The 14,904-nt window shown below is 67.2% G+C and carries 1 protein-coding gene (only partly in view); it reads right to left on the bottom strand.

Annotated features, from left to right (window positions below; all coding sequences use genetic code 11):
* The coding region annotated (locus AB4Z47_RS23730) for an MFS transporter (RefSeq protein ID WP_441953649.1) crosses the window boundary (this coding region is incomplete at both ends): on the bottom strand, positions 1 to 14,904 show 14,904 of its 63,548 nt. 48,644 nt of the annotated region lie to the left of the window's left edge.

The following is a 14,904-nucleotide window of genomic DNA, read 5'->3' as shown; positions in this document are numbered from 1 at the left end:
CAATTCGGCGGCCGCGGCCAGAGCACTCGGCAGCTCGGGCTCGTCGAACACAGCCCAATACACCCGCTTCGCGGTGTCCGGGTTCTTGCCGATCGCCACGGTCAGCTGCTGCTCGTCACCGTCCACCCGGTGCGACAGTCGCTGTACCGGCGCTTCGAGTTCGGACATGAACTGCAGCACATCGTCGATCGCCTGACGTCCGGCGGCCCACCGCTGGTCCCGCTCTGCTCGGTCGCCGAACCGCTCGGCGTCCAGGACACGTTGCCCGGCCAGGTTGCCTACCGCGGCGGGCAATCCGGGGGCTTCGGCCAAGACATCCGGATGGAGTTCCAACAAAATCCGGTGCACATACGGCGGCCAAGTACGCCAGGCCCGATCATTGGCCACCGCCCGCCGCCGCACCGCGTCGAGATCGCTGCCGGGTCGCACCAGCATGTCCTGGATCCTGCGCATTCCGGCCCAGGCCACGGCAGTGAGCACTACCTCGTTCGGGTCTTTCGGTGCGTACTCCTGTTCACCCTCCAGCTCCACCGGCGAGGTGTGCGAGTGGTGCGGTGGCACTCGTACCCTGCCGACGGGATCGAAGGGGCTGACCAGCAGCGGTACCGACATCAACTGCCAGTTGGGCCCGGACATCCGGGCCGCACCGAATGCGAGAGCCTTGGCCTGTTCGCTGGTGTGCATGAGGAGGATGGAATGCGGTGTCGGTGCGGCATCGGCCCGGGTCTCCATGAGCTCGGTGACCTGAGCGAACAGCGTGGCGGCATCCGCCGGGTAGGACAGCACCGCCGCTGACGAATCACCGGGATACACCGGTGTCATCTCGCTCATCACCGCAGCCAGGTCTGGATCCGCGACCGGGAAGCCGTCTTCGTCGGCGACGGGCCGCGGCAGGACCGGGCCGTCGGCTACCTGCACAAACAGTTTCTCAGCCGTGCGCACGTCACCGACCACGAGTATCGGAGTCCCCGGCTCACCGGATCCCGGGAATTCCAACAGCAGCACCGGCACCTGGCCGGGCAGGTCCGCGGCCCACCGAGTAGCGACGAACAGCCGGTCCGCCCACGCGTCCAGTTCCGCCAGCCGCGCCGCGTTCGCCTCGGTGCGTTCCGCACCATGCAACAGTTCGCGTTCCTGCGCCAGCCGCATCCGGTTCACCGCGTCGCGCAGCGCGTCCGGAAGGTCCTGACCGGCCAGCTCGTCGGCCATTGTCTGCAAGACTGCTTCTCGGTTTCCGGCGAATTTACCGGAGTTCCAACGATCTTCGATCTGCCGCAGCCGCAGCCGGCGACGCGCCGCGGCCCGCGCTACGGCCGGCAGCTCGTCGAACCGGCCGTCGGCCTCGGCGGCGGCAACCGTCCTGTCCACCAACCGCAGCAGACCCCGCCACGCCGCGCCCGCGGCTTCCCGGTCCGCATCGGTGTAGCCGCGATCGACGGTCGGCAGTGCCGGGTGTGGTTCGAGGCGCGGCCCGACCAGCTGGGCGCCGATGCGGACGTTCTTGAAGTCCAGCCCCGCGACCGCCTGCGACTTGCCGTCCGGGCCGAGCGGCCGGGACGCCCTCCCGCCGGCCTTCAGCGCCATGCCTGCCAGGCTGTCCACGCCGCTCTGGCGGGACTTCCACGCCCGGAACTCGGCCTCCTGGCCGTTGTCGATCACCATCACGGTGTCGCCGTCTCGGTACACGGTCACCGCGTGCGAGCCGACCTCGTTCGGATTGTCGAAACCGCGGTAGCCGAGCACCGCGACCACCACATCCCCGGTGGACAGCACGCGGTCGTGCAGCGCCTCGAACGATTCGAAACCGTGCTCTTCCCAGTCGGATCCGACGATCTCCGGCGCCGCCCTGGCATCGGTCCCGGGCAGGCCGGACCGGAGCCGGAGCCGTTGCTCCGCCGACAACGGCGGTTTGCCGACTTTGGCGTTGGCGGCGTCGGTGGCATCCAACAGGCAGGTCAGCTCGTCGCCCCGCAGATGCCGGCTGGTGTCGGAATCCGGGGGCTCATGACCGAAGACATCCGCTGGGGGGCGGTCTTCGACGAGCACAGCGTCGAGCTTCGCCCCGAAGCCCTCCGCCATGGCCGCGTCGATGCGGGCGAGCTGTGCGGCCGCAGTGTCGACGGTGATCGAGTTCTCCAGCAGCTCGCGCAACTCCAGCCGCATGGCGTTGACCGGGTCCATCACCAGCGCCTTCAGCAGGTCGGTGCGCCCGGATCGCTGTGTCAGCCAATAGAATTCGCCCATCTCATAGGTGAGGCGCGATGTCCTGATCGCCGATTCGGCCGGCACCAGGGCCGACTGCACGCGCAACTGCTCCCCGGCCAGGATTTCCATCCGGCCGACCAGCTGTTGCAACGCCGACGCCTTGGCCAACCACTTGTCTCGGTGCCCGGCGACCTCGAGCATCTGCTTCAGGTCGCCGAGCCGCTCAGCAAATCTGGCGAACTGGTGTTGCGTAGTGGAGTACTCGCGCATGGCGGCGGCGACTTCGGCCAGTTGCGTGGTTGACAGTGGTCCGTCGGGAAGCGGGAAAATGTCGTATTCGGGGTGCCGCCGGTAGGCGTTGCACAGATCATCGAGGCGGGTGTCCGCTTCCGCCACGTGTGCCTGGGCCTGGCGCAGGGCTGCCTGCAACCGGCCGATGCCGTCGAGCTGTTGCACCGCCGCGGAGTACTGCGTCGAAAGGACTATCCGTGCGTCCAGTACCTGGATTTCCTTGGCCAGCTTGACATTTTCACGTTGGTTTTGTTTCTCCCACAGGTCGACCAGCTGCGCGACCCTGATCGGAGTCAACTGATCGACCTTCACACCGATCGGCGCCAGCATGTCGGCCAGGAACCGCCGTTCACGGGCAAGATCTGTTGGGGTACCGAGCGGCTGTTCGCGCTGCCCGGACAGTACGTACAAATCGCGGCGCTCTCGCGCGCTGTTTTTCATCGCCTGTGTGAGTGCACCGTCGCGCGGCACGGTCGAGAACTGGTGCGGGTCGGCGCGCAGCCCCAACTGGCCCGCGGTCAGCAACGCCTCCTCCAGCAGCTCGTCCAACTTCGCGTTGGTCTCTTGTAGTTTCCGGTCCGCTTTCACTTCGGCGGCGATGTCTCGGGCGTCGTGCAAATTCATCCGCCAGTTGTTGGCCAACTCGGCAGTGGCGTCCAGCCGAGGCATCAGGCTCGAGAGCTGCTGGTATTCCTCAAAGGCGAGCATGCGCAGCTCAACCCGCGCCCACCCCTGGTGCAGCATCGATTCCAGCATCTCGATACGCCGCCCGCGTTGGGGATCGACGTCGGTGCGACGCACCAAGTCCAGGAACGTCCCCGGCGTGACCAACGTGGTGACCGGTTGCATACCAGGGCGGGAAGACCGCTCCTGCACCAGTTTCCGCGCCGTGTCGATGAACTGCCGGACCTTGCCCGGCTCACGGGTGAACGCGTCGCGGTGCTGGGTCAACCGTTCGTCGGCCAACACGGTTTTCAGCAAGCCACGTTCGCCGTGCAACCTGATCCGGCCAGCTGTGGCCCGCTGCTCGGCCAAGCCGGCGAGCACGCCGGCCACTCGGCCCGGGTCGCCGCCCTGCACCACCACCACTGCGGTCGTCTCGTCCGGATGCGCCTGGTGCTCGGTCGCATACCGTCCAACCGCATCACGCAGGCCAGTGCGCAGTGACTCCGCCATGTTCTGCGCGTCGAGCAACACCACCACGTGGTCGGCGGTACTCGGGTCGCCGACCGCGGCGACCAGCTCGGGCTGGCGGGAGCGTACCTGCAGTTCCGGTGCGCCGGGCAGCGCCCGCACCCACCGCTCGGCCCTGGCCAGCACCTGGTCGGGATCGACACCCATGGCGGGCAGCCGGTCGGCCACTGCCGCCCACACCGCGGATCCGTCGCCCTGGTGCACGATCTCGACGGTCGGCGGCGACTGGTAGGGCGCCCGCTGTTCGTGCGCGACCTGGGAGAAGGTGATCCGGTGCACCAGCCCCTCGGCCACCGACTCCGTACTGGCCGCGACATCCACACCCGCGGCGCCACCGTAGCGCAGCACCCCGATGATCGAGGTGGACCGGCCAGGCACGTTCTCGGCCTCGGCGAGATCGGTGAACTCGTCGACGATTCCGTTCAGCGCATTCAGCGCACCATAATCCGCTGCGTCCCGCGAAACGAACCACACCTGGTGACCTGCGGCGGCTTTCCGGTCACCGAGCTCGACCACCAACGCCTTCGCAGCGTCCCCGGCCGCCGGGTAGGACACCAGATGCATCGGCAGGCCCATGTCCTCGGCCCGCTTGTGGACCTCTTTCAGCGCCTGCTGCATGGCATCCAGCTCCATCAGCCGGGCATGCTCGGTGGCGTCGAGTCTGCTCCTGCGGGAGGCTAGTTCGTTGTATTCCTCATTCAGTCGATCGAGGTTGCCGTCACGGTGGTCACTGCTGGGCCGGACCTCGGTGGTGTCGTTAATCTCCGGAAATATTTCTCCCAGATCGACGCGCGTCGTTTCGGTCGAGTTGTCCCAGAAATTTGTCGCCTTGTGCGCCGTCTCGCGCGCCGCGGCTACATCGATCCGGGTTGCCCCGTCGTGGACCAGGTCGTCGACCGTCAACCCTGCCTCGGCCAACGCGGCCGCTAGCTGCAACCGGCGGGCCGTGTCCGGCTCCGGATCCCCGGCCACCGGCACCTGAACCAACTCGCCCTGCTCGTCCACCACGCCGGGCATGTCGTGGAACGGGCGACCGGCGGGCTCCCCCTCGCCCATCGGGCGCTGCGGCCCCCAGTTGCCGTCCTGGTCCTGGACCAGCCGGATGGCGTGCAGCTTCCAGCTCGGCTTGTCCCACTTCGCGAATGGGACATCGACGACCTCGTGTCCCTTGCGCTCGTGCACCCACACCCGGCCGTCCTTGCCCCGGTAGAGCACGAACATGTGCGCACCGGTGCGGCCGTGGGTGACGGTGCCCAGCACGATCTCGCCGCTCGCGGCCAGCTCGCGCATCTGCTCGATGTTCTCGAAACCGTTCTCATGCCACTTGGCGCCCATCCGCCGGGCGATGTCGGAAGGCCGCATGCCGTCGGCATGGATCGCGGTGTCGAACATCGACGGCAGGTCGATGCCTTCGACACCGAAAACCTCCGTGACGAACCACATCGCGTCGGCAGCGCAGAGCTTCGGTACCCCGTCCAAGTGCTCTGTCTGCGCGTCACTGGGGAACCCGGACCATTCCGCGGCGCCGTCGGCAACCTCGGCACCGTCGAAAACATCCGACAGCAGCGCCGCAGCCAGCAGATCGGTGGGCGACGCGGTGGGCTTGTCCGTCATTCCGTCAGTAGGGGCGGGCGGCGCCTGCGTGCGCAGCGCGACCTGTACTTCGAGCGGTGTCGTGGTGACCCGCTCGAGTGCGATGTCGATCTGCCCATCGAGGTCGGCGACAAGGTCGGGCTGTCCAGCGACAACGGCGACGGCACGGTCACCCGCCAGTGCTTCCAGTTGCCGGGTCTCCGCGACCAGCACCTCGAGCTGTTGTTCCAGCCGAGCGTGAGTCTCGGCGAACTCGAGCATGATGTTCAGCCGGTCGGTTCGCCGGGATGTCCCGAGCGGAGACTCGATCTCGACCGCCAGCCGATCGGTGAGCTGCTGCCGGGCGTCCGGTCCCCAGTGCAGGTATTCGGAATCGGCCGGGAAATCCTCGACGAGTTGTCTCAGTTCTCGGTAGAACTGCCGTTTGGCCGTGAGCATTTGGTCCTTGGTGCCCAGCAGCCTGCGCTCCAGGTCGGCCATCTGCTCGGACCGGCGGTTCGCCGTCCGGAATTCCTCGACATGGGTAAGGAAGGCATTGAGCTGCAACAGCTCCCGGGCCACCGCTACATCGGCCTCGTCGTGCGCGAGATCCTGCAGCTGCGCAGGTAGTTCCGTGGCCGACATGGCAGCCACCCGATGCCGGGACAACGATTCCGGGGAGATTCCCAGCCAATTGGCGATCTGCGCGGCGAGCGCATCCCGGCGGCGGTGCTGTGGTGCCAGATCGTCCGCGGTCAGCTCGCGTGGATCCAGGTGCGGCTGTGACGGATGGGGTTCCCGCAGCTGCCACGCCCGGTCCGCGGCCTCATGGTACAGCGTGTTCAGGTGATCGCCGAACCGGATCGGCTCCGTGACGGGGCGTTCCTCCAGCTGCTGGGTGATCTGATCCAACCGGTTGTCGAACAGATCACGCAACAGGCGCACGGCGATCCGGGACCGGCCTTCCGGTTCCCCTGCCTCCGGCTGCCTCTCTTCGGCCTCGTTCAGTTCCATCGCCAGCGCGGACAGCTCCGTGGCCTGCTGGGTGAACCGCTCCCAGTCGTTCTCGGTGTCCCCCCGCTCGGACAACTTCATCGCGCCCGGCTCCATCTCTCGCAATGCCGCGTCCAGCCGGGAGAGCCGGCGCATCCGAGTGCCGTAGCGGTCGATGTCCGCGACCAGGGTCGCCAGCCGGTGCCAGCGCCGGAATTTCGCCTGCGCCTCGGTCTGTTCCGAGTTCGCCAGCAGCCAGGCCGGGTCGTCCAACTCCTGCTCGGCCAGCAGCGGGTCGGCCAGCATCGCCGCCAGCTGTTTCCGCTCCTCGGCAATCAGCTGCGGCGGAGCATTCTCGCCGAGCCGGCGCCTGGCCAGTACGTCGGCGAACTCGGCACGCTCGGCGGCCATCCGGGTGTTCAGGTCGCCGCGTCCGGCGCCCGGTTCCACCAGTTCCGCCCAGTTCATTCCGACCGCTGCGGCCGCGCCGATCAGCTCGGCAACCGCGGTGGTGCGCCGTGCCGAGGCCAGAATCGCCGTGGTGGCCAGCTTTTCCGATTCACGCGCACCAGACCCGCGCAGCGGCCCCACCGAGATATCCGGGAGCGACTTGCCCGACAGGACGGCCGCCAAGGCCTTGGCTTCGAAGACCGGCGTTACCTCGTCGAGCAGCTCCTGCACATTGTCGCCCGCGCTCAGCAGCGTCACCATCTTCGGGTCTTGCGTCATGCGCCGCTGGTGCCCTCGCACGGTCTGTTGCACCGCGTCATACCACTCGGTCCCGATGAACGTCGACACGAAAAGAGTTGTGGCGTTATCGGTATCGCCGATGGCGAGCGTCAAGCCCGCCGATTCCAGCACCGACACCTCGGGGGAACCTGGCAGCCGGTCGACCGAGCGGATGAACAACCGCAACAACTTGTCGAAACCCTCCAGCCGGGCCTGTTCCCGCCAATCTTCGGCCGTGCTGTCGGGTTGCTCATCGAGGTCGGACGCCCATTGCAGGTGTTCTGCGTGGCGCAGTATGGCGGCGATGTTGCGAGCTGAAATCGGCGCGCCCGGCAACCCCGCAACCAGATCGGAAGCGACCATGGCGACGAGTTTCAGCACCTGCGGGCCACGCCTGCGCCAACGCAGCACCTCCATGAGCTCCCACGCGGTGGGCTTCGTCCCCAGTCCGTCGCGCAGCTCTCGGGCCAACTCGCGTGCCTGATCCAGTGTTTCGGCGTCGATCGTGGGATCCAGCGCGATCTGCTGCAGCACCTGCTTCGGATCCCACGGGTCGTCGACATGCCTCGACTGGTACTCGCCTGCCAGGCTCCGCGCGGCGATCTCGACCACATCGCTGCCGCCGCGGCGGCCGTACAGCACCACGGTCGGCCGCCGCTGCCCCTCGTGGCGAGTCTCGTAGGCCGCGTTCGCCATCGCGACGTGCTGCACCAGCTGCTCTGCATCCCGTTTGTCACGAGCGTCCAGCACTTCTTGCCAGCTGGTGCGCTCGTCCCACTCGCTGTGTGCGGCTGCACCAGTGGCGAAGTCGTAGTCGACGGTCACGATCATCGCCACCGTGCCGTTGCCGGATCTCTGCCGGCTGCGCAGCATTCCGGCGGCCTCGATCATGGCCCGGTCGATTCCGTGCTGATCGGACACCGCGCCGGCCTGGAACCAGAGCAGGGTGTCGGCATCCGCGATGTCACCGACACCCATCCGGACCCGCCGACGCCCACCGACCGCTACCTCCTCGCCCCGGTCACCCACATCCCGCAGGTGCTCGATCGACAACAGGCGCACCTGCTCGCCGGGGACCGCATCACGCAAGGTGTCCGGGATCGTCGACACCAGCTCCTCGTCGACCGCCCGCAACTCGTCCTGCACCTGCGGGTCCAGGACGTCAGGGGGCACAACCGCGATCGCCTGCCGTAGCTCCGGATACCGGCGCAGCAGTTCCGCCTGCAGCCCGGCGGCTTCCGCCGTCTGCCACAACTGCGTGACCACCTGGCCGAGGCTGCGGGCCGAGGCGACATCCAGCTGCCCCTTCCCGATCGGATCCAGCAGCTGTTCCATGGACTGTTTGCCCGCCCGTTGCAGAGCGTCGCGCACCAGCGGAACGAGTTCCGGCGAATCGGTGTCGATCTCGAACCAGACCTCCCGCCCCGATTCGGTCCGCTCCATCCCGGAACGGAACCACTGCCGCCGCTCCTGCGGTTGTTCCGCGGTACCGATGAGCGCACTGCCGCGGTCCGACAAGGTCACCCGCAGCCGGTCGGCGACCGCATGCACCTGCACCACGACATCGCCACTGCCGGAATGCCGCATAGCGGCGAAGGTCTCGTCGATTTCGCCGATGACGTCGGTGGCATTCCACGGTGACCAGCCGAGCAACGACCCGGCCAGCATGTTCCACACCGGACTGCGCCCGGCCCCGAGGTCGTAGGCGGAATTGGTCACCATCACCGAATGCCTCGGCCTGGATTTCCACGCCGCCGAGTCATCCGGGCCCGGCCGATCGGTAGGTGCCGTTTCGCTGTCCGCGGCCCAGACCGCATCCGATCCGGTCAGCCACTCGGTGAGCCGGTCGTGCAGCCGTCCCACCGCCGGGACGATACGCGCGTCGGCGCCCAGCTCGACCTGCCGGTAACGCGCGACGACCCGCCCGTCCTCACGGTGCAGTTCCAGCACGATCCGCGCTGTCGCCCCACCACCGACATCCAGGGTCAGGGCAACTGCCACGCCGGTCGGCATGGTCTCGATACCCCCGACACGCAGCAGGAAGCGGAAGGCTTCCATGGGGAACACCTCGTCGGCATTCACGCCACGCATCTGCAGGACCCCGTCGGGTGTGAACGATTCCGGGATGTCCGCAACATCGGTGAGCCAGAGCGCCCCCGTCCCGTCGACAGGATGCCTGCCGATGCGGACGTTTTTGGAGTCCAGCCACGCCAGCGACGGGTGGTCCGAGCCGGCGCCCAGCGTCGGCGTGGGGTCCGACGCGCTTGGATCGTCGGGCTCCGGTTGTTCCGGTGGGTCGGCACCGCTGTCGTTGAACCGGCGGCCCAGGTTGCGTTCCGGATGGTCCACCCCGGGGTTGTCCTGCGGCTGTTCGCCCGGCTGCAGTGGGTGCACCGGCTTGCGGTGCTTGTCGAAAACGATGCCGTACAGCGGGCCTTCGGGTTTGTCCCATTCGTCGAACCGCACGTCGTGGACCTTGTGGCCGACGCGTTCGTGCACCCACACTTCGCCGTCGGAACCCCGGTACACCACGAACATGTGCGCGCCGGCGTCCCCGAAGTCCACCGCCCCCAGCACCACCTCACCCTGCTGGGCGAGCACGTACATCTCGTCGAGTGACTCGAACCCGCCCGGCTGCCATTTCGCACCCGCTGCCCGCGCCACCGCCTGCGGGCTCATGCCTTCGGCACGCAGCTTCAGATCGTGCAGGGACGGCGGATCTATCGGCAGGCCGAGGATTCTCGCGCCGAACCACAGCCCCTCGCCCGCGCACAGCTGCGGAGTGTCGTCGAGCAGGTGCAACACCTGGGGTGCGGTCGGGTGCTGGGGTGGTGTCGAGCCGTCGGCGACGCCGGCCGGCGGCCCGACCGGCAGGACGCCCGGATCTTGCCGCACCCCGTCGGTCGGCCCGGTCGCCGCCGGACCCTGACCCGCGGGATCGTCGAGCAACCGGGTGACAAGAATCTCGACCGAGGTCAGGCGCTTGGTCAGGGATTGCTCGAGTTGCGGCGCCGATACCGCCGAGTCGACGGCCGATGTCGCTTGCAGGACCGCGAAGGTGAGCTGCCGCAATCGTCGCGCAGCCGAGTGCTGCGCTGAATACGAAGGGTCCTGCAGCACCCGTTCCACGACCTCGGGGGTCAACTGCTCCGGCGTCCACACCCGAAGCTGGTCACGTCCGTCCGGTCTGAGCGCGGTCAGCACCTTCCGCGCCTGCCGCTCGGCCAGCTCGGCCGCCTTTGCGGGCCACCGCTCAACCGGCCCCCAGTCGCCCAACGTGACATCGTCTTTGGCGATCACCACCTCGAGCAGTCCGCGTGACGCGGCCAGCAATTGCTGGGTGGAAAGCAGCTCCCGGGCCGACCGTTCGAGCTGATATGCGTGCCGTTCGATTTCACCTACTGCCCGCACCCAATGCTGTTGTGCCCGGGCCGCTTCGATCAGCTCGCGCAACGCAGCGGACAGCCCCGGCTCACTGCGCCGCCGAAGCTCTTCCACCTGCGTGAACCACGACTCCCCCGCCGTCGCCGGGCTCGCCAGTAACTCGGCGTCGACAGCCGACAAGCGAGGCGTCAGGGCATTGCGCAGGTTGACGAACCGCATTCTCGCCCCGAATTTTTCGGTGTGCGCCCGACGCAGCGCGCCCGACAGCGTGCCGAACGCCCGGATCCGGGCCCGGTGCCCCTCCATCTGCGCGATGGCGTCGTCGAGCGAGTGCAGCTCTCGGACCTGCCGAAGTTCGTCCACACTCGCCCCGCGCGCCTGCAACTCCTCCAGCGCCATGGCGAGCTCGAACTCGTCGCGCAACTGCTCGGCCGTCAGCGACGACAGGCCGACGTACCGCCTGTGCAGCCCCGCGGCCAGCTGCTCGCGCCGCGTCCGCCATGCCGTCACCGCCTCGTCCGGTGTCAGCGAGGCCGTGTCCACGGTCATCGGCGGGTGGGTCACGGCCTGCGACGCCCACTTCGCCATCGCATCGTGGCGGGCTCGGACCAGGTCGGCGCTCAACACTCCCTGCCGGGCCGGGGTACGCCGCCCGGGGGCTTTGACGAAATCGGCCAGCCTGCTGTGCAACAGGTCGCTGAGCATCCGCTCCGTCACGGCGTGCGCCTCGACCGCGTGGGCCCAGTCCAGCAACGCGCGTCGTTCCTCCACCTCCCGTGCCAGTTTCCGCACGGCCTCGCGGTCGACAACAGGGCTGTCTTCGATGCGCGCGATCTCCGCGTCGAGTTGGTCCGTGGACAGCTCCGCCGGATCGGTGTCGGTCAGCAGGAAGCTGCTCAACAGCAGCCGTGCCTGGCGATACCCCTCGTCCAGGTTCTGGAGGGCGGCCCTGCTCTGCTGGGTCCTGTCCGGGTTCAGCTGGTACTTGGCCACGATGTCTTCGCCGCGGACCTGCGGCGGCTCCGGTATCCCCATCGGCTCCAGCTGCTCCAGATCACGGGCGAGATCATGGAGCGCGCGGAGGTCACCGACTATCCGTTTGTACGCATCCGTGCCCTCTGGTGCGTGGGCCAAGGATTCTCTGACCACATCCGGCAATTGCGTTATCAGCAGGTCACGAAGATCGATCCGGTCGAGTTCCTGAAGCAAGCGCATGGCACCGTGTCGCCACTCGAACTGCCGCACGGTTTCGGCCGACACCTCGAACCTGTCGGTCCGCTCTTTCAGATCGGCCAACTCCTGCTCGGCCAACACCGCATCGGCCAACATCTCGGGCGGAATTCCGGCTTCCCGCGCCAGCCGGTCACGAGCCGCGGCAAGATCGCCGACAAAGGCGGCCCGCATCGAAGAATCCTGCTGAAGCAGCATCTCCACGCGACCAACGCCGTCCACATTGCCGTCGCCGTCCACATTGCCGTCGAAACGCGTGAAAATGGTGTACAGGCCCCAGAACAACACTTGTGCCCGGTCGCGGTCGCCATGCCGCAGCTGCTCGAGCCCACGCGGTGCGGCGTCGGACGGATCGGCGTGGTCCACCCGCGCACCCATGTTCGCGATCGCGAACGCCTTGCCCGCCCCCCGCGGCCGTTCGCCGGGGGCAAGTGGGATCGCTGCTTGCCCATCGGCGTTGAAGACGATGCCGTGCAAGCCGACCACACCGGACAACCCCTGGCGCCACGACTCGAACTCGACCGGCGGCCGGGCCCCGTCGTGCACCATGACCCGGTCGCCGCGCCGGTAGATCGCCACCGCGTGCGCACCGACCACGCCTTCGCGTTGGAAGCCGTCGAACGCCACCGACGCGATCATCACGCCGCCGTCGGGCACGTCTTCGGCCAGCTCGGCGAAGTTCGCGTAGCCCTCCGGATTCCAGTCCGCGCCCACCAGCACAGCGCCGAAATCGCCGGATACCCCGTTATGCGGAGCGGACATCAACTTCAGCATCTCGATCCGCTGACGCAGGTCGGCAACCACCGAGTCGGTGTCGGGGTTCACGCCCGCTACCCGCAACGCCCGCAACCGAGCGTCCAAGGCTCGGTCCAGCGCGATCCGGGCCGCTTCCGGAAAACAGTTGTAGGTGAGGCCGTCCAGCCGGTGTGAAATCTGTCGATTCACACTGCCATTGCCTGGGCTCTCGATCAGGAGCCGTCCCTGTTCCCGGTACTGCACCAATGAGCTGTGCTCCAGGACCTGCTCCAGCAGGCGCGGTCCTACCCGCGGATCCCTCCTGGTCGCGGGGACGTCCGGGTGACCGATCAATCGCACCCGCTGCGGGGGCAATCCCGCGCGTTCGCGGGCCGCCTGCTGGCGGGCTATCGCCTCGGCCAGGTCCTGGCTATTGCCGACCCAGACCCGAGCAGCGATGCTGCGGCCCTCGCCTCGGCCTGCCGCCACATCGGCGACGGCATTGGCGGCAGCTTCGTGCCGATACCAAGGCACCTGAGTGGATTCCGAGTTCACCGCATGGATAGCGATTTCCTGCACCGCATCCGGATCCCCGATCACCAACATATCGCCCGCGGCATCGAGCAACCGCACATCCAGATTCCCCGGAACCTGCGCGACCCAACGCTGCACCGCAGTAAGCAGTTCCGCCTGGGCGGCCAGCTCTGGCAGCTCCGCCAGCTGCGTTTGCTGCTGCTCGGTGCGCACACCCAACTGGTTGAGCCCCTCGAGCCGATCGATTTCCCGACGCAGGAAAACCCGCCGGGCCGCGTCCCGCGCCGCCAGGGGGAAGCCTTCAGTGCGAGCGACCGCATCGGGGATAGCGGCGATCATCAACCCCTGCAGGACCGGGCCGCTCCATTCCCAGGCTCGCTCAAAATCGGCCGGAGTCCGGGATTCCTGTTGGATGGCGCGCATTCGGTCCCGAGCCTGGTTCTGCTCGTCGAGAGATCCGGGCCCCTCGTCTGGCTGCAGCGCCGGTTCCGGCTGGGCGCGTTCGGAATCCACCCAGGGGATGTGGGATGCCAGGCGCTGCTCCAGATCCCGAACTTGCGCCACGGCCAGTTGCCACCGCCGGGTGGCTCTGACCACGTCTTCCACTTCGTTGCGCCAGCGCGGACTCACAGTGGGGGATTGGGTTTCGTTGAGCCGCGGAGTGGCTCGGTTCTCGGGGGCGGGGAAAGTGGCAAACTGTGGCAACAGGTTGCCGTTCGAATCGTAGTTCGCAACGACACCGAGGTCGGTGTAGGGCTTCCCCTGCTCGCGCTTAACCAGTGAGACCAGGTCAGTGGGTGCATAGATGTTAGTTCGGACTACGTCGTTGTTGTGCAGGTACTCGGCAGCTTCTCGCGCCGCCGACGCCCCGGGCATCGCTGTTTTGCACGAGACAAAGAGCGTCGCCGGAGCTTGTTGCGCGGCACGTACGAAGTAGTCGATGGACTCGAGTAGCCGCCCGAATGACTCTCCATCGAGTAGCACCATCGTCCACTGGGGCTGCTCGTCCGAACCGGTATCGACATCGATCGCGAAGATGTCTCCGTCGTCCACACCGTGTGTAACGGCGACGGCTGGCGGCTGTCCTTCCGCTTCTGCGACTGCGTCAGCCCAAGGCGCTTCCTCCGACCCGCGGAATTCTTGTGGATGACCGCGTTCGTCATCTGGTGGGACGTGGCGCGGGAGTAGCACCCAGTCGCTGTATCTTTCTCCGCCAGCCCACTCCGTGAATGATTCCGCATCGCCGGGATACCCGTCAGCTGCAGGGAGATCGCTGAGCAACGTTCCGAACACAGTCCCATCACCACTGACGAGTGGCTGGTGTTTCACTTGGCTGGACTGGAAGGTCACGGGGGCACCATCCAACGAGGTACCGGTCAAGCGGATACCTCTGGCGACGTCCTGATCTGCTGTGGTTTCACGCGACACTGCACCGCGAACCTCACTCGTCAGTATTCCCAGGGCTTGCTCGTAGTCGCTCCCGATCAAGTCCTCATACAGCTGCCCGTAGTCGACGGTGAGCGCAGCAATGATTTCCGGCGGCAAAGCCTCGAGCCTCTCCGCCACCTGCCGGGCCGCATCCCGAACTTCGGCACGCCAAGCGCGATAGACGGGGCGCAAACCGACTGGAATCTCCAGCCCATCGGCGGTCCGGGTATCGTCGCGCTGCTCCCGCGCAGGCCCGAGTTTCCGCAACGCCGCCGCCCGCCTTTTAGCCTCGTAGATCCAGTTCCGTGGGTTGCCGAACAGTTGGATCTTCTCGAGTTTCTCGGGGATGTTGTTGGGGCCGTGTGGTCGGAGTGGGATCTCTGGTATGCCGTTGGAGAATTCCGCGGCCAGTACCTGCACGGTGTCTTCGGTATAGGATGCGGCCCACCGTTGGATGTTCTCGTAGCCTTCGATGGTCTGTTGCCGGTATTGCCCGTCGTGTTCGATGAGGTGGTGGGCCACGATGCCGTGGGTGGTATCGGGTCGGATGGTGAACGCGTGTCCGGTGCCGTCGGCGAAAACGAAAATACCTTGGGCGATATGGTTTGC

This window comes from Nocardia sp. 2TAF39, assembly GCF_052114905.1.
Taxonomy (GTDB): Bacteria; Actinomycetota; Actinomycetes; order Mycobacteriales; family Mycobacteriaceae; genus Nocardia.
The sequence above is the reverse complement of the archived record's forward strand: the minus strand, read 5'-3'. Positions and strand labels throughout refer to the sequence as shown.